We start from the raw sequence: 19,216 nt of genomic DNA on the forward strand, positions 1-19,216 counted from the left end.
GGTTACTCCTGGCTGACAACGTCGCTTGAGGCCGCCGGGGTTTCCCGCGGCACGCGGCGGAACAACGGCACCGGATTGTCGATCGACGCCTGGTAGGTTTCCGAGAACACCGACAAGCCCTTGAGCGCATCGTGGATGCTGCGATCCGGCCGGGTGGCAAATGCATCGAAGCCGCAGCGCTGCATCTGGAACAGCTGGTCGCGCAGCACGTCGCCGATGGCGCGCAGTTCGCCCGTCCAGCCAAGGCGCCGGCGCAGGTTGAAGGCAGTCGAGTAGCCACGGCCATCGGTGAACTTCGGAAAGTCGATCGCGATGACCGCAAAGCGGCCCAGATCGTCCTTGATGCTCTCCGCGCGTTCGTCCGGTGCCAGCCATACGCCGAGCTCGGCGCGCGTCTCCAGCACCGCGCGCTGGGCCAGCCAGACGGTCAGCGGCACGATGATCTTGCCGGCCGGGACCTCGATCGTCTCGGCTGCATCGGTTTCTGCAAGACGCAGCACGCTCCAGTCGTCGGCGACGACTTCGCGGCCCTTGATGATCTGTGGGTGAGCGTCAAGCATACTGGTCTTCCTTCGCGGGTTCGCCGGCCGGAATCGGCGTGGCATACACATGTTCCTTGAATGGGGCGATGCCCAGGCGGCCCACGGTGTCGACGAAGCGCTCACCCTCGATCCGGCACTGGACATACGTCTCGAGCAGGCGCCCGATGACTTCCGGCATTTGCGGCGCCGAGAACGACGGCCCGATGATCTTGCCGATGGCCGAGGTATTGCCCTGCGCGCCGCCGACCGACACCTGGTACCACTCGCTGCCATCCTTGTCCACGCCCAGGATGCCGATATTGCCGACGTGGTGGTGACCGCAGGCATTGATGCAGCCCGAGATGTTCAGTTCGATGTCGCCGATGTCGTGCTGGAAATCCAGGTCGTCGAAGCGCTCGGCAATGGCCGCGGCAATCGGCAGCGACTTGGCGTTGGCCAGCGAGCAGTAGTCGCCGCCCGGGCAGGCAATGATGTCGGTCAAGAGGCCAATGTTTGGCGTGGCCAGGCCCTGCGACTTAAGCAATTCCCACAGCGCGAACAACTGGCTTTGTTCCACATCGGCCAGCACCAGGTTCTGCTCGTGCGTCACGCGCACTTCGCCAAAGCTGAACTGATCGGCCAGGTCGGCCACGAAATCGAGTTGCCCGTCGGTGGCGTCGCCCGGCGGCACGCCGGTTTTCTTCAGCGACAGCAGCACGGCGGCGTAACCCGGCACCTTGTGTGGCTTGACGTTGCGATCGAGCCAGTTGGCGAATGGTTTGTTGTCCGGCTGTGACGCAGCCACGTCGATCGTCTCGAGCGTGTGGTAGGCATGCGGCTGGAACCACTTGGCAACGCGGTCGAATTCTTCCTGCGTCAGCGTTTCAGGGCCATCTTTCAGGTCGGCCCATTCGGCTTCGACCTGGCGCGTGAATTCCTCGACGCCCATCGCCTTGAGCAAAATCTTGATGCGTGCCTTGTACTTGTTGTCGCGGCGACCGTTTTGGTTGTACACGCGCATCACCGCTTCGGTGTACGTCAGCAGGTGCTGCCATGGCAAAAACTCGCGGATGACGCTGCCCAGGATTGGCGTACGGCCCATGCCGCCACCGGCCATGAACTTGAAGCCGACTTCGCCTGCTTCGTTGTACACAACCGTCAGACCGATATCGTGCACGGCGATGGCCGCGCGGTCTTCGACTGCGCCATTGATGGCGACCTTGAACTTGCGGGGGAGGGCGGCAAATTCCGGGTGGAAGGTGCTCCACTGGCGCAGGATCTCGGCGAACGGGCGCGGATCGATGATCTCATCGGCCGCCACACCGGCGAATTCGTCGGTGGTGATGTTGCGGATGCAATTGCCTGAGGTCTGAATCGCGTGCATCTCGACCGACGCCAGGTCGGTCAGGATGTCCGGGGTCTGCTCCAGCTCGATCCAGTTGTACTGGATGTTCTGGCGCGTGGTGAAGTGGCCATAGCCGCGGTCGTAGGTGCGGGCGATGTGGCCGAACATGCGCACCTGGGCGCTCGACAGCAGGCCGTAAGGCACGGCCACGCGCAGCATGTAGGCGTGGCGCTGCATGTACAGGCCATTCTGCAGGCGCAGCGGGATGAATTCTTCTTCGAGCAACTCACCGCTCAGGCGGCGCGCCACCTGGTCGCGGTACTGGGCGATGCGCTCGCGCACGATGAGGTGGTCGTACTGGTCGTAACGATACATGGGCTTGTTCCGGTAAGGGCGGATAGTGCACGCCCATTCAATAATGTTCCGATGATACGGAGGTCGACTTATATTCCAAACTACGGATAATTTATTTGCTTATATACGTAACCCGAATAAGCATCTTAAAATGCTGTTCGCAGAGCCAACAAGAATATTTACAGAATGAACCTCCACCAGCTGCGCTTCGTGCGCGAGGCCGTGCGCCAGAACTACAACCTGACCGACGCCGCCAAATCGCTGTTTACCTCGCAGCCGGGGGTCTCGAAGGCGATCATCGAGCTGGAAGAAGAGCTGGGCGTCGACATCTTCACACGCCATGGCAAGCGGATCCGTGGCCTGACCGAGCCGGGCCGGCTGGTGCTGCAGTCGGTCGAGCTGATCATGCAGGAGATCGAAAGCCTCAAGCGCATCGGCAAGGAGTACGCCGCGCACGACAGCGGCAGCTTCACCATTGCCACCACGCACACGCAGGCGCGCTACATGCTGCCGAAAGTCGTGCAGGCCTTCATGCAGAAGTACCCGAAGGTGCGCCTGTCGCTGCTGCAGGGCAATCCGAAGCAGATCGCCGACATGGTCAAGAGCGACCAGGCCGACCTGGCCATCGCCACCGAGGCCATCACGACGATCGACGGCCTGATCACACTGCCGGCCTACCAGTGGGAGCACGTGGTGGTGGCGCCGCCCGAGCACCCGCTGTTCAAGTCGCGGGCGATCTCGCTCGAAGAAATCGCCAGCTACCCGATCATCACGTATGATGCCGCCTTCGCCGGGCGCAGCAAGATCGATCATGCCTTCGGCCTGCGCAGCCTGAAACCCGACGTGTTGCTGGAGGCGATCGACGCCGACGTGATCAAGACCTACGTCGAGCTGGGCATGGGCATCGGCATCATCGCCGGCATGGCGTTCGACCCCGAGCGCGACCGCGGCCTGCGCGCGATCCCGGTCGGCCACCTGTTCGGCATGAACACGTCGCGCGTGGCGATCAAGCAGGGCGCCTACCTGCGCAGCTATGTGTACACCTTCATCGAACTGCTGACGCCGACACTGAATCGCAAGATGGTCGAATCGGCCATGCGCGGTGGGGACAATTACGAACTTTGATGCACAACGATATTTCAATGGAAGCACCGATGGACAAGAATCCGGTTATCGCCTATTACGACAGCATCGCCGCCCACTATGACAACGCCGCCGCCGAAGTGGCCGACGAGCAGCTGGAAGACCTGGACGAAGCGCGCGAGCAGATTTCCACGCTGCTGGCCGGCCACCGCATCCTGGAACTGGGCTGCGGTAGCGGCGCCTGGACCGAGGTGCTGGCCGAAACCGCTGAGTCGATCGTCGCCACCGACGCCAGCGCCGCGATGCTCGAACTCGCGCAAATGCATGGCGAGGACCTGGACAATGTCGAGTATCGCCTGCTGGACGCACTGGCGCTCCCGGATGACCTGGGCACGGGGGAGGACAAGTTCACAGCCGTATTCCTGGGCGGCCTGTGGGCGCACCTGACCCGCAAGCAGCAGGACGATCTGCTGCAATCACTGAAAAAGCGGCTGGGCAAGGATGTGCTGCTGGTGCTGTTCGACGACAACTACGTCGAAGGCGAGAGCGCCGTCACCGTGCGCACCGACTTGCTGGGCAACACCCACGAATTCCAGCTCGACGCCGACGGCAAGCAGCACGAACTCGTCAAGAACTACCCGACCGACAGCGCGCTGCGCAAGCGCGTGGGCGCGGCCGGGCGCGAGATCCGCGTGGCGCGCTGGGAGTTTTACTGGGTGCTGACCTGCCGCTTGAAATGACCGTGCCTTTGCAGCCAGCCGACAGTCGATTCGCGGTCGAGCGTGCAACACGCGAGCATCAGGCGTTGTTGTTCCGCATGCTGCAGTTCTATTACTTCGAGGCGACTCAGTGGAGCGGCGAAGACTTGCTGGAAGATGGGCTGTTCGAGTGCGACCCAGCTGGCGTGGCAAGCTACTGCGAGCCGGACGGCGTGGACGCAGCCTGGCTATTGAAGGTAGATGGTCAAGCGGCCGGTTTCGTATTGGTCGAATCGATCCCGTTCGAAGGTGGACAGATACGGGAATTGGCCGACCTGTTCGTCATGCCGAAGTACCGCCGTCTTGGCCTGGCCGAGGCTGCCGCGCGCAGGATCGTGCCGGGTCACGAAGGGCCGTGGTTGATTGCGGTGTTTCGCAAGGATGAACGTGCACTGCGTTACTGGCAGAGCGCGTTTACGCGGCTGCCGTTCAGGTCAGTCCAGCCCGGGCCACATCATGAGGTTTTTCACCAGTTCATCATCAATGGTGATGTGCCCGACTGATCTTTCAGAACCACTCATTTCATTCTTATCATGCATATCTGGGTCGACGCCGATGCCTGCCCTGGCGTCATCAAGGACATCCTGTTCCGGGTAGCGGAGCGCACCCAGCTGCCCGTCACGCTGGTGGCGAACCAGTTGATGCGCGTGCCGGGTTCGCGCTTTATCCGCGCGCTGCAGGTGCCGGCCGGCGCCGATGTGGCCGATGCCGAGATCGTCGAACGCGTCAGTCCCGGCGACATCGTCGTCACCGGCGATATTCCGCTGGCGGCGCTGGTGCTGGAAAAGGGTGGCCTGCCGCTCAATCCGCGTGGCGACTGGTACACGAAGGACACGATCGCGCAGCAATTGACGATGCGCGCCTTCATGGAAGAACTGCGCGGCAGCGGCGTCGATACTGGTGGGCCGGCGGCGTTCAGTCAGGCCGACAGCCGCAATTTTGCCAATGCGCTCGATCGAGCGCTGGCAAAACTGAAATAAATCCCATCGTGCCGATCGCTGATTGGCGTAAATGTATATGCCCGGTATGACAGTGGCATGTAATCGACCCGGGCCGTAGATTCGGGCCGCGGCTTCTGGTAGGGTAGTCCGCTTGTACATGCAATCTGCGCCAGTGGCGAAGCGTCGGCCACTTGATCGACTTGTCATCCGGGGGAATCATGCCAGCCGTGTCAGTCAGAGATCGCCGCATCCAGCTTACCTTGCTCGCGTTTGGGGCCGAAGCCGGCATCCTGGCATGGGAATACCTGAACGGTGGCGTGCGGTCCCACCACCTGCTGGCCAGTCCGGATCTGCCCGCTGTCTCGAACTGGTGGGGACTGCTCCTGATTCCGCTGTTGACGTGGTGGACCATGACCCAGTTGCGCCGCCGCAGTGAGCGCAGCGCTCAGCACAGCGCGAAGGGGTTTGCAGCGCTGGCCGCATTCGTATGTGCTCTGGCTTATGGCCTCGTATTGTCGCTCCTGTTCTCGCACGGCAGCACGCTGGTTGACTATGCTTTCTTCGGTCTGCTGGCCCTGGCCCTCGTGCTGCGCCTGTGGCATGGAGAGTATGTGCTTGGATTCGTTGTCGGCATGGGGTTTGTGATCGGGCCAGTTTTGCCAGCAGCATTCGGCGCCATGGTCGCGCTGTTTTCATGGATGGTGCATACCGCCTGGGGCGCGTTGTGGCGCAAGGTCCGCGCCAGGCGCGGTCTTGCATGAGTGACCGGATCATCGCCGACTCAATAAATGTAAGCATTTGTTAAGTCGGTCAACAGCTTGGCCAGCTCATCGTTGATTGGTTAGTCGCATGGAAAACATGCACTTCCAAACCACCACCCAAGGAGCTGCACCATGAAAAAAATGACTGTTACCCTGATTGCAGGTCTGTTTGCCACCGCTGCCTTCGCCCAGACGCCGGCCACGCATTCGTCGTCAGCAACGTCGGAAGCGCACGCCACGACGGACACCAAGACGCCGAAAGCTGCGTTTGTACCTAACGAAAATCTGAAAGGCAGCACGCAAACCGACGGCAAGCTGGTCAAGAAGGTCAGCAAGGCCGATGCGAAAGCAGTAGCGCAAGCCGACAAGGAAGCCAAGGCGATGGCGAAAACCGAGAGCAAGGATACCGTCAAACCAAAGTGATGGTGTCGGTAGAGGTGCTAGCCGGTACGCACGAAACACGTGTATCGGAAACCGCAAAGACCAAATAACCGGTTGGCGCATGAAAAAACCCGCAAGTCTCGCGGGTTTTTTTACGCATCAACCCTCGCCCTCGTGGTACTGCGCGAACAGCAAGCCCACGAAATCGACTACCGCTCTGACACGCGCAGTCGTTCGCACGGTGCGATGCATCGAGAGCCAGATGGCCTGGTCCAATTCGGGAATATGCGGAATTGCCGTGACAAGACCATGTGCTTCGCTCGCCAGAAACGAGGCCAGCACCCCCAGACCGGCGCCATGTGTAACGCCATCAAGAATGCCAAGGCCATAACTGCAGCGCATCCAGGGTGCCGACGCACCGGGCAGCGCCCGTAGCCACCGGTCGGACTGGAACTCGGCACGAGGCTCGTCGAAGCCCACGAATGGCACGCCTGTCCAGTCCTGGTTTGCGATGGCCGACGCATAACGCGTTGCAATCGCCTGACTGCCGTACAGTCCAAACGACAGCGTGCCGACCTGGCGTGCCACGAGGTCGAGCTGTTCGGGCCGGTAAGGGCGGATGGCGATATCGGCTTCGCGCCGTGCCAGGTTATAGGGGCGGTGGGAAGTAACGATCTCGACTTCCACATCCGGATAGGCATCATGGAACGGTGCGAAGCGGGTCGTCAGGAAGTACGAGAGCCATTCATCGGTATTGATGCGCACCACGCCCGACGCAGAACTTGCATTCTGCCGAGCCTGTGCATGCTCGACTTCCAATGCAATATCGCTCATCTGTTCGGCCAGGGCGAACATGTCCACGCCAAACGTCGTTGGCACGCAACCGCCTTGATGGCGCTCGACCAGCTTCTGGCCGACCGCCTCCTCAAGCTGGTCAAGCCTTCGTGACAGTGTGGCGGGGCTCAATCCCGCCTTTCGGGCAGCACCACGCAAGGTGCCCTCTTGCGCGATGAACGCCAGCAAGCGCAGGTCATCCCAGTTCAAGTGTTTCATATTTGCATCATGATGCCTCAGTTTCTTGGCTATGTGTGCATTTATAGACTATGGGATGATCTTGCCTTGCTTTGCCGGTCCAGCGTTTGAACGTACCCCTCAACATCTGCTTGCCGTAAGCCCCACCAACAATAACAAGGATTTACATGCGTACATTCGCTGATCGCGTGCGGCACGCGCTTCTTTTCGAGGCGGTGGCGCTGGCCATCTTCATCCCCGGCTCGGCCGTACTGTTCGACCAGCCCGTGCAGGACATGGGCGTCATCGGCATTTTCTCGGCCACCATCGCCACACTCTGGAATTTCGTGTTCAACTTCGGATTTGACCGCGCCATGCTGCGTCTGCGGGGCAGTGTCGAAAAGACGATGGCGATTCGTGTCACGCATACCTTCCTGTTCGAAGCAGGCCTGGTTGCCATGTTGATCCCGTTGATCGCCTGGTATCTGGGGATTGGCCTGTGGGCTGCCTTACTCATGGATATTGCTATCGTGACGTTTTATCTGGTCTACGGCTTCCTGTTCAATCTTGCCTATGATCGTTTGTTTCCGGTCGCCAGTGTGGCGGCGCCCGCGCAGCCCTGCTGAATATCGCCGACTACCCGCAACGTCTGGATGGGAATAACGCGGCAACCCGCTGTATTGAGAAGCCGCGTTGTGATTGATTGGCAGAGAGGCCTTGGCTGGGCAGTGGCCAGTCATGGTCCTTCACTAGCGCTGCGCAACAGCCGATGAGATCACCACCATATCGGCGAAGCGCGGGTCTGGCGCGTAGGTCATGAGCATGTCGTCGCCGAATTCGCCAAGATTGAATTCCATGGTGACTCGACCATCTCCCGACACGAATTTATAAGGGGCGACAGCAAGAAGACGCATAGGTTGCTGTTTATCGATCTTAGTATCGATCGTGCGGGTGCCTGGTCGTACTTTCAGGCGCCAGCCATTTACCAGATCGTAGGTTCCGGCAATTTGCCGGGCTTGTTCTTCCTGAATACGAACCGGCTTTGCTGCTGCGCTGACAACCACGGACGTGACTGGCGCCGTGTCATTTTGTGGATAAGGCCAAGTCTGCGCGCCAGAAGTCGATGCGAGAAGAAACAGGGTTGCGGGAAGCAAAACAGATGAAATGCGCATGATATTTCCTTATGAAATATAGGCAGAGGCGCCTGTTCTGACGTTTGCGCAAAAAGGCGTGATGCCTTGTCGTTGGGGAAAAATTGACCACGTCTGAGGCTGTCGTGAGTCGGAATTGAGTTTAGGTCGGGTGCGTTGAACGGCAAGCGTAAAACAATGATCCTGACTAAATTGACTATTTGCTCAAAAAGTTAGATGGAAACGGCATGACACGCGATTTGTCTGGTCGTTTTCAGATTCGTATCAAATCCAAAAAGTTGAGCGGTAATATCCCGCAAAGGCGAGGCGGCCGATATATCCAATCAGGCTCGCACCAATGAAAAATGCCGGCAGCGCCGGCATCAAACGTTCCCACGAACGCAGGAACGGACAGCGTCCGTCACACGCCGCCGTTGGCAGCGTGTGCGGCGCCATGGTTAGAACGCGTGACGGATACCGACGGTCAGGACCGATGGATCGGCGCTCAGCGCGCTGATGGCCGGAACGCTCGAGACCGGGGTCACGTTGTTCGACGACGCGTTGATGCCGAAGGCAGCGCGGTTGTTGTTGCTCAGCTGGGCGTAGGTGCCGTAGAAGTTGGTGCGCTTGGACAGCGTGTAGGTGTACGACACGGCCACGGTGTTGCCCTTGGCGCCGTTGTTCAGCTTCTGCTGCTGGAAGTTCAGGAAGAACTTGTTGGCGCCCAGTGCGTACGATGCACCGATGTTGGCGTTCTTGTACTCGACGCCGTTGCTGGCGGTGGTGCCTTCCAGTTCGGCTTCCAGGTAGTTACCCTTGATTTCGAAGTCACCGAATTTGTAGCCGGCACCGAATGCCATTTCCTTGTCGTCGCCCGAAGCCAGACGCTCGATGGTGTGGTAACCGGCGCCCAGGTACAGGCCGCCGATTTTGTATTCCAGCGCGATGCCCAGCAGGTCGCCCGACGGGTCGACGGTTTTTTCGGCGGTCGAGTAGGCGGCGTTGACGACGAAGCCCGACAGGTCGTTCGATTTGTAGTTGATCGAGTTCGACAGGCGACGGGTCAGACGGTTGGTGCCGAAGGCCGACAGGTTGCTGCCGTACATGCCCTGACCGTTGATGTCCGATGCGGCGGCGACAGCAGCGATTGGCGAGTACTCGCGACCCAGGGTCACGGTACCGAAGTTGCCTTGCAGGCCGACCACGGCGCGGCGGCCGAAGGTTTGTGCATCAGTGGCACCGGTGTCCAGCGCGACGCCGGCTTCGATGTTGAACAGGGCTTTCAGGCCATTGCCGAGATCTTCGGTACCGCGGAAGCCCAGACGGCTGCTCGACTGGTTGCCCGAGCTGATCGTGGTGCGACGGTCTTCACCCGGCACATCGGTGTCTTCGAGCGCGATGGCCGCGTCCATCACGCCATAGATCTGGACGTTGGTTTGGGCGGATGCGAACAGTGGCAGGGATGACAGCACGGCGGCGGCCAGGAACTTATACTTCATGAAGATCTCCAGTTTGGTTTCGACAAGATGTTGAGTTTGTAATCAACTCAGATCGACAGCGATCTTATCGAGACTATGTGTCTCGTTCATGACAGCTTGGCACTGTTGTTTTTATGCAATAGGTCGATCGGCATGCCCGTTTTTTCGGGCATCAGACCACGTGGCCTGCAATCGGCAGCACGATATCGATCCGTGTGCCAGGCGACTCATCGGCACCGATCGTGATGTCGCCCAGCATTGCCCAGACCCGCTCGCGCATGCCGATCAGGCCCAGCGATTCAGCCTTGTCCATGTCTTGCGCGCGGATGCCCCGGCCGTCGTCCTGGATCGTCAGCAGCAGGTCGCCATTGATGCGGTACAGGTTCACGCATACGTGCTGCGCACCGGCATGACGGGCGATATTGGTCAACGCCTCTTGAACGATGCGGAAGATGGCGGTACTGGCGGCATCGTCCAGCCGCAATTCGGCTTCGTCGGCGAGGATGCTGCAGGCGATGCCGTGGCGTTCGGTAAATTCGTCGCGCAAGCCTTGCAGTGCGAAGTACAGCCCACCTTCGTCGAGCGCGCGCGGGCGCAGGTTGGTGGCAATCCGGCGCAGCGACGCGATGGCCGTGAGCAGATTGCTTTGCATGCCGCCGATCAGCGGCGTGCTGGCCTCGGGCAAGCGCTCGACACGCGCCAGCAGCGTGAGGTCCATGCGCAGCGACGCGAGCAATTGCCCGAGGTCGTCGTGCAGTTCGCGTGCGATGTGGGTGCGCTCTTCTTCGCGGATGCTTTGCAGCGCCGACGACAACTGGCGCAACTGGTCGTGCGAGCGCGCCAGTGTCTGCTGGACCAGGTGGCGCTCGGACACGTCGCGCAGGATCACCGTGTAGATCGGCCGGCCGTCGTGCTCGACGCTCGAAATCGAGCCTTCGATGGGAAAGCGCTCGCCATCGCTGCGAATGCCGGTGACGGCGTAGTCGGTGGCGCGCCGGCCTGCGCGGCCGAGGCCGGCGGGAAAGTAGTCGAGCGGCGTGCAGGCCTCGGTGCCTGGGGCAGCGATGAAGCGCGCCAGCGCGCTGCCTTGCAGGTTGGGCACGCCCGTATCGAACATGCGCGCCGCTGCAGGATTGGCCAGCAGGATGGTGTTGTCGTGGCCGACCGACAGGATGGCGTCGCTGGCACTGTGCAGGATGCGCCGGCTGTCGCAGGCACGTGCGGCGCGCTGGTCAGGGCTGCGGTTGCGCCGCAGGTGCATCGTGCGCTGGAGTTTCATGCGGGTACGGGACGAGAAGGTCACGGGTGCGGACCGGACCTTCTACACTACGCGCACACCCCGTTGGGGGCTTTGCGAGGTCACAAGGCGCGCATTGGCATGCGCGCCCGGCAACGTTGTCACATCTGCTTGAACAGGTGCAGGAAGCTGCGGCTGACTTCGAGTTTTTCGGGCCGGCCCTTGACCATCACCAGATGGCGGCCACGGATATCGCGCGTCACGCCCTCGATGGCATTGACGTTGACCAGTGTGGCGCGGTGGATTTGCCAGAACAGCGACGGGTCGAGCTCGTCGGCCAGGTCACGCACCGGCTTGCGGATCAGCGCCTCGAAGCCACTCGTCTGCACGCTGGTGTATTTCTCGTCCGAGCGGAAGAACAGGATGTCTTCGACGGGAATCATGCGCAGATCCTGGCCGATGCTGGCCTGGATCCATTGCAGATGCTTCGGCTTGGGCGAGGCGATCTTTTCGGCCAGCTGGCTCAGCATGGCGCTGACACTGTCGTTGACGTTGTCTTGCGGACGCTCAAGGCGCTCTTTCAGGCGATCGACCGTGACCCGCAAGCGGTCCGGCTCGGTCGGCTTGAGCACGTAGTCGATGGCGCCGCGTTCGAACGCTTCCACCGCGTACTGGTCGTAGGCGGTGACGAACACGATCAGGCTCTTGTCGCCGATGTCGCGCGCCGCTTCCATGCCGGTCTTGCCCGGCATGCGGATATCCAGAAACGTCAGGTCAGGCTTGAGCTCGCCCACCAGTTGCACCGCTTCGTCACCATTCTTCGCTTCGCCGATGATCTGCAATTCTGGCCAGGCCTCCTGCAGGCGCATGCGCAGCTGGTCGCGCATCAGTCTTTCGTCATCGGCAATTATCGCGGTGGGCATGGTGGTCTCTTGACAAGGTTGTTATGAAAAGTGATTGAATGATTATTCAATGAAACTGACCAACAGGCAAGTCGTCGATCGCCGCTGCCCCGTTGGCCGTTTGATTACTTCGACAACTGGTAAGGCACTTCGATCGTCGCGATCACGCCCGTCGGGCTGTTGGCACCGATGTGCAGCCAGCCGGCGTCGCCGTGCAGCAGTTTCAGGCGCTCGCGGATCGTTTGCAGGCCCAGGCCGGTGCCGTCGCTCGGCATCACGCCAAAGCCCACACCATCGTCGGCCACGGTCACGCGCAGGCGGCTGTCGACGACCTCGGCAACGATGTTCAGGGTGCCGCCTTCGGGCTTGCACTCGAGCCCGTGCTTGATCGCGTTTTCGACCATCGACTGCAGCATCATCGGCGGGAAGGCCGCGCTGCGCAGGCCGTCCGGCACGCGCAGGTTGACGCTCAAGCGTTCTTCCATCCGCATCTTGAGCAGGTCCAGGTAGGCGTTGACCATGTCGACCTCGCGCCCCAGGCCCGTGACGACGGCGTTGTCGCGCATCTGCGGCAGCACCGCGCGCAGGTACTGGATCAGGCTGCGCTGCATGGCCGAGGCGCGGGGCGGATCGACGCGGATCAGGTGCTCGACCGAGGCCAGCGTGTTGAATAAAAAGTGAGGCTCGACCTGCGCCTGCATCATCTGCATTTTCGTTTCCATCAACTGGCGGCGCATCGCCTCGCGCTCGGCGGCCGCGTTGGCCACCTGGGCTTCGGCATCGGCGCGCTTCTTGCCGCCGACCAGCGCCTTGGTGCCGAACAAGGCCAGCAGCAGGAGCACGACGAAGTTCATGAACCACGTCGACGCCTGCTTGTGGTAACGCGACACCTTCTGTTCGGCGGCGTCTTCGACGGCCGCCTCGATGGCGTTCGACAATTCTTCGCCGATTTGCGGCGGCAGTTCGATGTGGACCGAGTCGCTGTTGGGCGAGATGTTGACGGCGCCGGCACCGGCGCTCGGGGAGGGTGTCGTCGACGTGACCGGCGGGCCCGGTGGCGTATCGGGCGTATCTGGCACTGCGGGCACTTCGGGTGTTTCTGGCGTGGTCGCCGGGGCCGGTTCGGCAGTGCGCGTCCGGGTGCGGGGATTGAAGCGGATGCCGCTCTCGTCGATCAGGATGCTGGCATCGCTGCGGCGGCCCGACTCGCGCTCGGCGCGGGCAATTTCTTCTTCGGCCGGGCCGTTGAACAGTTCTTCCTGCAGGATGCCGGCGGCGGTCAGGGTCAGGCCGGCGAAGAGAAGAAACTTCCACCACGACAGCTGGGTGACCCAGGTCGCCACGCCATCGAAGGCGCGGTAGAGCCAGGTCAGGATGCCGGCCAGATGGTGCTGTGTCGTGCTGCGTGATTGCATGGCGTCGTCGATCGTCGGAGTAGGCTGCATCGGCCTGAAATATCGGCCGTTGGAATGATGCAACTTTAACGCGCCGGGCGCGTCAGGGCCAGTATCCTGCGACAGCCTGCATGAATCGGGGAATGGACGGGGGCAGTAGGATGGACGGGCTTCGCTTGATGTCGTGGCGCGATGACGTGCGTTGAACGCGTGGACGGGGACCCGTCCACCCTACAATGCATGTTGCCGCTGCGCCAAAAAATCACGCGCCGCGTCGGCGGACAGGGGCGCGCTGAACCATTGCCCCTGGAGCTGGTCGCAGCCGTGGCTGCGCAAAAAGTCGACCTGCGCCTCGGTTTCCACCGCTTCGCCGACCACCGTGATATCAAGGTTGTGCCCGATGTCGATCAGGGTCCGGGCAAGCGTGCCGCCCTGGCTGTGCCGGGCGATGTCATGCACGGCCTTGCGGGACAGTTTTATCTGGCGCACCGACAATTGCTGCAAGAACGCCAGATCGGAGATGCCTTGCCCGAACTGGTCGATCGACAACATCGCGCCGGCCGCGCGTAGTTGCACGGCCAGGTCGCGCCCCAAGCCAGGGTTGCGGATCAGGTCGGCTTCGGGGATCTCGATCTCGAGGCTACCGGAGGGTAAGCCGGCCTCCCGCATGCGGCGGGCGATGCCGGCGATGAAATCGGGCCGGCTGTATTCGCGGTGTGTCACGTTCACTGCCACTGGCAGCCCGGCGTAACCTGCGGCGCGCAGGTCGCGGGCGAAGGCGCAGGCCTGGTCCAGCACCCAGCCGCCGATCGCGACGATCTGGCCGCTTTCTTCGGCTTCGGCCAAAAATGATGCCGGCAACATTACGCCATGCTCGGGATGGTGCCAGCGCAGCAGCGCTTCGAACCCCCGTACCTTGCCGCTGCACGCTTCCATCCGTGGCTGGAACAGCAGGAACCACTGATCGTTGGCGAGCGCACTGCGCATCGTGCCGGCCAGCGCGACGCGCGCTTCGCTGGCGCTGCGCATGTCACGGGAATAGAAATGCACATCGCCGCCATCTTGCCTCGCGCGGTGGACCGCCAGCTCGGCCGCGCGGATCAGTTCGGCTGGCGTCGCGCCATCGCCCGGGTAGGCTGCCACGCCAATACGCGCGCCGACGGCGATGTCGGTGCCGCCGTACGCGACCGGCATGACCAGTGCGCGCCGTAACCGCTCGACCACGCGCAGCGTGAAGCGCAAGGTCGGCTGGTCCACCAGCACCATCACGAATTCATCGCCTGCCATGCGCGCCACGGTGTCGCAGTCGCGCACAGCCGCTTGCAGGCGCCGCGCCACGACCTTGAGCACGGCGTCGCCGGCATCGTGGCCATAGGTGTGGTTGATGGTCTTGAACCCGGCCAGGTCGACCAGCACCGTGGCCACCAGCGACTGGTGGCGCCGTGCCAGGTGCAGCGCATGGTCGAGCCGGTCCCATAGCAGCGTGCGGTTGGCAAGGCCCGTCAGGCTGTCGTGGTTGGCGTCGGGCTCGATCTCTTCCGCACGCTGCTTGCTGGCGGTGACGTCGTTGATGATGCCGATGAAATGCGTGACCTTGCCGTTGTCGTCGTGCACCGGCGTGATCTGCAGGTCGTTCCAGAACAGTTCGCCATTCTTGCGCAGGTTGCGCAGCACGACGTGAACCGAGCGCTGCTCGCGCAGGGCAAGGCGCATGCGGCTGCGTTCGTCTTCGTCCAGGCCGGGCGCGGCCATGAAGCGGGGATCGCGCCCGACGACTTCGTCGGCGCTGTAGCCGGTGATGTGTTCGAATGCGGGGTTGACATACTCGACCACGCGGTTGGGCCCGCTATCGTGGGCGATGATCACGCCATTGCGGGCGACATTGAGGGCGCGCCGGTACAGGACCAGCTGGCGCTCGCGCGCGCGTTGCCTGGAAATGTCGATGCCCATGCCGACCAGGTACTGGCCGCCGTTGCAATCGATGCGCGCGCCACGCAGCAGCATCGGCGTTTCGCGGCCGCTGCGCGAGACGTAATCGGTTTCCAGTGCGATCTCGGTGTTGTTGGCGAACATGGCCTCGACCTGCACGAGCGCCCCAGGGCGGTCGCGCGAGTCGAGCATGGCGATGCCGTTGGCGGCGGCGATTTCGTCCGGCATCATCTCGCACAGCCGCTCGAGATTATGGTTCCAGAGCAGAATGCGGCCTTCGCGGTTCATGATGTAGAACGTGCCGGGCAACAGGTCGACGACGGCGGACAGCGGCGTCGCGCCGAGTCGGTCGCCCTCGGTAGCACCGGGCAGAGCGGGGGGGATGGCGGGGGTAATGGTGATGCTGTAGCCGAGCGGTGCGCCGTCGGCGGCGCACTGCGGTACCAGGCTGAGGCCGGCAGCGCACTGACCGGCGGCGGTTGCCAGTGCGGTCTGGCTGTAGCCGGCACGTTGCAGGGCGAGCCAGTCGCCACCGGCCAGCAGGCTGACGAGCGGTTGACCGATGATGTCGGCTGCGGCGCGGCCGAACAGCGCCGCGCATGCGGCATTCCAGCTGGTGATGCTGCCCGCTCCGTCAGCCAGAAAGCTGACCTGCTCGGCAGGGGCAAACGTTGACATGACGGGCCGCCTCTCTCGCATCGCGCTGCGTCGGGTCTGCGCTTGCGTCCAGCATATACCCGTTCAACATGGCACCGCAACGACCGCGTGCAGTGTGCGGCGGCAGCTACACGAGACGCTGCGGATGGCTGTAGACGACGTGGCGACCGGCGCGCACGAAGCCGGCCAGCGTCACACCGGCCGCATCGGCCATGCGCACGGCCATGGCCGTGGGCGCCGAAATGGCTGCCAGCACGGCGATGCCGGCACGCGCGGTCTTTTGCACCATCTCGAAACTGGCCCGGCTGGTCACGACGACAAAGCCGCTGTCGGCCGCCAGGCCATCGCGCGCGACTGCGCCGATCAGTTTGTCGAGTGCATTGTGGCGACCGACATCTTCGCGCACGGTGCGCAGCACGCCGTCGCGGTCGGCCCAGCCGGCTGCATGCACGGCGCCGGTTGCCTGGTGCAGCCGCTGGTCCGCGTTCATCGCGGCCATCGCGCGGTGCAGCGCCGCCGGTGCGAACTGCGCCGTCACGCCGTGCGCGCCGCCATCGCGGGCGTCGAGCAGGCCCGTTTCGCGCTCGAACCAGGCCAGACTGTCCACGCCGCACAGGCCGCAGCCGGTCTTGCCGGTGCGCGCGCGCCGGGTTTCCTTCAGGCGCGCCATGGCGCCAGGGGCAATGTCCATCGATACCGTGATACCGTGCGGGCCCGGCTCGATCGCGATATCGCGGATGTCTGCCACCTGACGCACGATGCGTTCGGACAGCGAAAAGCCCAGTGCAAAGTCGTCCAGATCCTGCGGCGAGGCCAGCATCACAGCGTGGCTGATGCCGTTGTAGACGAGTGCAACGGGCACTTCCTCGGCCAGCACCTCGGCCAGTGCTTCACTCGCACCAGCCTGCCAGCAGGCGGCCGGCAGGCTGCTGGCAACGGGGAAGTCCGGCCCGCCGTCGCCGGGGAAGGACGTGCGCGCGTTCATACGACGCTCGTGGCACCGCTGGGGATCCCACTGCGGGTGCGTTCGAGCAGGACGTCGATGGCTTTTGCCGCCGGCACCTTGCTTTCCTTGGCATGGTGCCAGAGTGGAATTAACGGATTGCATTCCGGGTAGTAACCGGCGATGCAGCCGGTCGGAACATCGTAGGGCACGATCTGCAAGCCCTCGACGCGCCGGTCGACACCATCGTCCGCATGCGTGCGCAGCGCCACCACGTCACCCTTGCCCAGGCCATAGCGTTCCATGTCGGCCGCATTCATGAACAGCACCATGCGGCTGCCGTGGACACCGCGGAAGCGGTCGTCGTTGCTGTAGATCGTCGTGTTGAACTGGCCGTCGCTGCGGATCGTAAACAGGCGCAGGATGTCGGGGCCGCCCGGCATGTTCGGGTTGCCCGGCAGTTCTTCGGGTACCGTGAATTCCGCCTTGCCGCTCTCGGTCTTCCAGACCCTCTCGGCAGCCGCCAGTGGCTTGCGGTAACCACCCGGCGTCCACATGCGCTCGTTCAGATCCTTGAAAATCTCGGGGAACGTGATGCCCATCGCCTTGCGGATGACCCGGTAGTCGGCCACCCAGGCGTCCCAGTCGACGCTGGGGTTGGGCGCCAACGTCGCCTTGGCGATACCGGCCACGATCGCCGGCTCGGACAGCAGACCGGGCGCGGCCGGCTCGGTCATGCCGCGCGAGCCGTGCATGTGCGACGTGCTGTCCTCGACCGACACGGACTGGTCGCCCGAGCCCTGGCGGTCGATTTCGATCCGGCCCAGGCATGGCAGCAGGTATGCTGCCTTACCGTGGATGACGTGGTTGCGGTTGAGCTTGGTAGCAATCTGCACCGTCAGCGGCAGCTCGCGCCAGGCCGCTTCCATCAGCACCGTTTCCGGCACGGCGCGCAGGAAATTGCCGCCCAGGCCGATGAAGCCTTGCAGCTCGCGCTTGATGATGGCTTCGCAGGCGTCGACCGTCGTCAGGCCCATGTCGCGTGGCGGCTCGAAGTTGAATTGTTCCTTGAGCTTGTCGAGCGGCGCCAGTTCGGGTTTTTCGGTGATGCCCACCGTGCGCTGGCCCTGCACGTTCGAGTGGCCACGCACCGGGCAGATGCCGGCGCCCGGCTTGCCGATATTGCCGCGCAGGAGCAACAGGTTGACCAGCATCGTCACGTTCTGCACGCCATTACGGTGCTGGGTCAGGCCCATACCGTACACGCCCAGCACGGCGCTCGACCTGGCATACACGCCCGCTGCCTCTTCGAGCGCCGCTTGCGACAGGCCCGCTTCGCGCTCGATGGCTTCCCAAGAGCAGGCACGCACGGCCTGCTCGAAGTCGCCGAAACCGTTGGTGTGTTCCTGGATGAATGCGATGTCGATCACGCGCTGTTCGCCGGCCGCCAGCGCTGCATCGTCGAGGGCGAAGATCGCCTTGCACATGCCCATGATGACGGCCGTGTCGCCACCCGGCTTGACCTGATGGTACTGGGTCGAAATCGCCGTCTCTTGTCTGGTCAGCATTTCCAGTGGCGACTGCGGATTGGTGAAGCTCACCAGCCCGCGCTCGCGCAGCGGGTTGAAGGTGATGATCGGCACGTCGCGCTTGCGCGCTTCTTGCAGCTGGTGCAGCATGCGCGGGCTGTTGACGCCCACGTTCTGGCCAAAGAACAGGATGCAGTCGGTGTCCTCGAAGTCGCTCAGCTGGACCGTGCCCACGGCGATGCCGATTGTCTTCTGCAGGCCGACCGACGTGCTTTCGTGGCACATGTTCGAGCTGTCCGGCAGGTTGTTGTTGCCGTACATGCGCGCCAGCAGCTGGTACATGTACGACGTTTCCAGCGAGGCGCGGCCTGATGCGTAGAACACGACCTGCTTAGGGTCAAAACCGCGCAGCGTGGCGCCGATCTCGTTGAAGGCCACGTCCCATTCGACCTGCACATATTTGTCGCTGGCGGCGTCGTAGCGCAGCGGTGTGGTCAGGCGGCCGTGGTCTTCGAGCTCATGGTCGCTCCAGCCTTCGAGCTCGGTCAGGGTGTGGCGCTGGAAAAAGTCGGCGCCGATGGACTTGCTCGTGGTTTCCCAGGCGGTGGCCTTGGCGCCGCTGGAACAGAATTCGAAGGGGTGCGGATTGGCCGGCTTGGCCCAGGCGCAGCTGACGCAGGCAAAGCCATCCGGCTTGTTTTGCTTGAGCAGCAAGCCCGTGTCTTTGACGACGACGTTCTGGTCGGTCAGGATCGTGCTGACGTCGCCAACGGAACCCCAGCCACCGGCCGGCATCGTCGCTTTGGTAATACGGACCTGCTTTTTCTCTTCGCTCATTGCTCACTCCCGCTGATGGAATGGT

The 19,216-nt window shown here is 62.7% G+C and carries 18 protein-coding genes; 7 read left to right on the forward strand and 11 right to left on the reverse strand.

What is annotated here, in order from left to right:
* Window positions 1–2: 2 nt before the first annotated feature.
* On the reverse strand, window positions 3–560 hold the full coding sequence (locus tag AC56LY_RS04020; protein ID WP_499576779.1) for a DUF934 domain-containing protein: 558 nt from the start codon (window positions 558–560) through the stop codon (window positions 3–5).
* Entirely contained in the window at window positions 553–2,241 is a 1,689-nt protein-coding gene (locus AC56LY_RS04025; RefSeq protein WP_499576781.1) for a nitrite/sulfite reductase, read from the reverse strand. Before AC56LY_RS04025 ends, AC56LY_RS04020 begins: the two co-directional genes overlap by 8 nt.
* A 165-nt stretch (window positions 2,242–2,406) precedes the next feature.
* Here AC56LY_RS04025 and AC56LY_RS04030 point away from each other — a divergent pair, with 165 nt between their 5' ends.
* The 6 genes from AC56LY_RS04030 to AC56LY_RS04055 all read left to right on the forward strand — a co-directional run bounded on the left by AC56LY_RS04030 (window position 2,407) and on the right by AC56LY_RS04055 (window position 6,186).
* Window positions 2,407–3,345, forward strand: a complete 939-nt coding sequence (locus AC56LY_RS04030) for a CysB family HTH-type transcriptional regulator (protein ID WP_499576783.1) — start codon at window positions 2,407–2,409, stop codon at window positions 3,343–3,345.
* On the forward strand, window positions 3,345–4,043 hold the full coding sequence (locus tag AC56LY_RS04035) for a class I SAM-dependent methyltransferase (RefSeq protein ID WP_499576784.1): 699 nt from the start codon (window positions 3,345–3,347) through the stop codon (window positions 4,041–4,043). Before AC56LY_RS04030 ends, AC56LY_RS04035 begins: the two co-directional genes overlap by 1 nt.
* A complete protein-coding gene (locus AC56LY_RS04040; RefSeq protein ID WP_499576785.1) occupies window positions 4,040–4,564 on the forward strand; it encodes a GNAT family N-acetyltransferase in 525 nt (174 codons plus the stop codon). Before AC56LY_RS04035 ends, AC56LY_RS04040 begins: the two co-directional genes overlap by 4 nt.
* Before the next feature lie 30 nt (window positions 4,565–4,594).
* Window positions 4,595–5,041 carry a YaiI/YqxD family protein gene (locus tag AC56LY_RS04045; RefSeq protein ID WP_499576787.1) on the forward strand — a complete coding sequence of 149 codons (447 nt, stop codon included), beginning with the start codon at window positions 4,595–4,597 and terminating at the stop codon, window positions 5,039–5,041.
* A gap of 179 nt (window positions 5,042–5,220) precedes the next feature.
* Window positions 5,221–5,763: a hypothetical protein gene (locus tag AC56LY_RS04050; protein WP_499576788.1), complete on the forward strand. Its 543-nt coding sequence runs from the start codon at window positions 5,221–5,223 to the stop codon at window positions 5,761–5,763.
* A gap of 132 nt (window positions 5,764–5,895) precedes the next feature.
* Window positions 5,896–6,186 (forward strand): hypothetical protein, encoded by a 291-nt coding sequence (locus tag AC56LY_RS04055; RefSeq protein ID WP_499576790.1) that lies wholly within the window; start codon window positions 5,896–5,898, stop codon window positions 6,184–6,186.
* 117 nt (window positions 6,187–6,303) lie between these two features.
* Here AC56LY_RS04055 and AC56LY_RS04060 read toward each other — a convergent pair whose 3' ends face one another.
* Window positions 6,304–7,197 carry a LysR family transcriptional regulator gene (locus tag AC56LY_RS04060; RefSeq protein WP_499576792.1) on the reverse strand — a complete coding sequence of 298 codons (894 nt, stop codon included), beginning with the start codon at window positions 7,195–7,197 and terminating at the stop codon, window positions 6,304–6,306.
* A 146-nt stretch (window positions 7,198–7,343) separates the two neighbouring features.
* Here AC56LY_RS04060 and AC56LY_RS04065 point away from each other — a divergent pair, with 146 nt between their 5' ends.
* A complete protein-coding gene (locus AC56LY_RS04065; protein ID WP_499576793.1) occupies window positions 7,344–7,781 on the forward strand; it encodes a PACE efflux transporter in 438 nt (145 codons plus the stop codon).
* Between the two features lie 123 nt (window positions 7,782–7,904).
* Here the strand turns inward: AC56LY_RS04065 and AC56LY_RS04070 are convergent, their stop codons facing one another.
* From AC56LY_RS04070 to AC56LY_RS04105, 8 genes are all read right to left on the reverse strand, one after another.
* A complete protein-coding gene (locus AC56LY_RS04070) occupies window positions 7,905–8,327 on the reverse strand; it encodes a hypothetical protein (protein WP_499576795.1) in 423 nt (140 codons plus the stop codon).
* 416 nt (window positions 8,328–8,743) lie between these two features.
* Window positions 8,744–9,784 (reverse strand): porin, encoded by a 1,041-nt coding sequence (locus tag AC56LY_RS04075; RefSeq protein ID WP_499576797.1) that lies wholly within the window; start codon window positions 9,782–9,784, stop codon window positions 8,744–8,746.
* 151 nt (window positions 9,785–9,935) lie between these two features.
* Entirely contained in the window at window positions 9,936–11,042 is a 1,107-nt protein-coding gene (locus AC56LY_RS04080) for a PAS domain-containing sensor histidine kinase (RefSeq protein WP_499576798.1), read from the reverse strand.
* Window positions 11,043–11,161: 119 nt separating this feature from the next.
* Complete coding sequence (locus AC56LY_RS04085) at window positions 11,162–11,923, reverse strand: LytR/AlgR family response regulator transcription factor (protein ID WP_499576799.1); 762 nt, start codon at window positions 11,921–11,923, stop codon at window positions 11,162–11,164.
* A gap of 104 nt (window positions 11,924–12,027) precedes the next feature.
* Window positions 12,028–13,317, reverse strand: a complete 1,290-nt coding sequence (locus tag AC56LY_RS04090) for a sensor histidine kinase (RefSeq protein WP_499576801.1) — start codon at window positions 13,315–13,317, stop codon at window positions 12,028–12,030.
* 210 nt (window positions 13,318–13,527) lie between these two features.
* Window positions 13,528–15,903, reverse strand: a complete 2,376-nt coding sequence (locus AC56LY_RS04095) for a putative bifunctional diguanylate cyclase/phosphodiesterase (RefSeq protein ID WP_499576802.1) — start codon at window positions 15,901–15,903, stop codon at window positions 13,528–13,530.
* Between the two features lie 106 nt (window positions 15,904–16,009).
* Complete coding sequence (gene fdhD, locus AC56LY_RS04100; RefSeq protein ID WP_499576803.1) at window positions 16,010–16,867, reverse strand: formate dehydrogenase accessory sulfurtransferase FdhD; 858 nt, start codon at window positions 16,865–16,867, stop codon at window positions 16,010–16,012.
* On the reverse strand, window positions 16,864–19,191 hold the full coding sequence (locus tag AC56LY_RS04105) for an FdhF/YdeP family oxidoreductase (RefSeq protein WP_499576805.1): 2,328 nt from the start codon (window positions 19,189–19,191) through the stop codon (window positions 16,864–16,866). The genes fdhD and AC56LY_RS04105 overlap by 4 nt, the downstream gene beginning before the upstream one ends.
* Window positions 19,192–19,216 lie beyond the last annotated feature (25 nt).

The sequence above is a fragment of the Telluria sp. ZT3P25 genome (genome assembly GCF_059685895.1).

What these genes read in the sequence shown, in the direction of transcription:
- AC56LY_RS04020 (WP_499576779.1), bottom strand. Translation starts at nt 560, where the DNA reads ATGCTTGACGCTCACCCACAGATCATCAAGGGCCGCGAAGTCGTCGCC.
- AC56LY_RS04025 (WP_499576781.1), bottom strand. Translation starts at nt 2,241, where the DNA reads ATGTATCGTTACGACCAGTACGACCACCTCATCGTGCGCGAGCGCATC.
- AC56LY_RS04030 (WP_499576783.1), top strand. Translation starts at nt 2,407, where the DNA reads ATGAACCTCCACCAGCTGCGCTTCGTGCGCGAGGCCGTGCGCCAGAAC.
- AC56LY_RS04035 (WP_499576784.1), top strand. Translation starts at nt 3,345, where the DNA reads ATGCACAACGATATTTCAATGGAAGCACCGATGGACAAGAATCCGGTT.
- AC56LY_RS04040 (WP_499576785.1), top strand. Translation starts at nt 4,040, where the DNA reads ATGACCGTGCCTTTGCAGCCAGCCGACAGTCGATTCGCGGTCGAGCGT.
- AC56LY_RS04045 (WP_499576787.1), top strand. Translation starts at nt 4,595, where the DNA reads ATGCATATCTGGGTCGACGCCGATGCCTGCCCTGGCGTCATCAAGGAC.
- AC56LY_RS04050 (WP_499576788.1), top strand. Translation starts at nt 5,221, where the DNA reads ATGCCAGCCGTGTCAGTCAGAGATCGCCGCATCCAGCTTACCTTGCTC.
- AC56LY_RS04055 (WP_499576790.1), top strand. Translation starts at nt 5,896, where the DNA reads ATGAAAAAAATGACTGTTACCCTGATTGCAGGTCTGTTTGCCACCGCT.
- AC56LY_RS04060 (WP_499576792.1), bottom strand. Translation starts at nt 7,197, where the DNA reads ATGAAACACTTGAACTGGGATGACCTGCGCTTGCTGGCGTTCATCGCG.
- AC56LY_RS04065 (WP_499576793.1), top strand. Translation starts at nt 7,344, where the DNA reads ATGCGTACATTCGCTGATCGCGTGCGGCACGCGCTTCTTTTCGAGGCG.
- AC56LY_RS04070 (WP_499576795.1), bottom strand. Translation starts at nt 8,327, where the DNA reads ATGCGCATTTCATCTGTTTTGCTTCCCGCAACCCTGTTTCTTCTCGCA.
- AC56LY_RS04075 (WP_499576797.1), bottom strand. Translation starts at nt 9,784, where the DNA reads ATGAAGTATAAGTTCCTGGCCGCCGCCGTGCTGTCATCCCTGCCACTG.
- AC56LY_RS04080 (WP_499576798.1), bottom strand. Translation starts at nt 11,042, where the DNA reads ATGAAACTCCAGCGCACGATGCACCTGCGGCGCAACCGCAGCCCTGAC.
- AC56LY_RS04085 (WP_499576799.1), bottom strand. Translation starts at nt 11,923, where the DNA reads ATGCCCACCGCGATAATTGCCGATGACGAAAGACTGATGCGCGACCAG.
- AC56LY_RS04090 (WP_499576801.1), bottom strand. Translation starts at nt 13,317, where the DNA reads ATGCAATCACGCAGCACGACACAGCACCATCTGGCCGGCATCCTGACC.
- AC56LY_RS04095 (WP_499576802.1), bottom strand. Translation starts at nt 15,903, where the DNA reads ATGTCAACGTTTGCCCCTGCCGAGCAGGTCAGCTTTCTGGCTGACGGA.
- fdhD (WP_499576803.1), bottom strand. Translation starts at nt 16,867, where the DNA reads ATGAACGCGCGCACGTCCTTCCCCGGCGACGGCGGGCCGGACTTCCCC.
- AC56LY_RS04105 (WP_499576805.1), bottom strand. Translation starts at nt 19,191, where the DNA reads ATGAGCGAAGAGAAAAAGCAGGTCCGTATTACCAAAGCGACGATGCCG.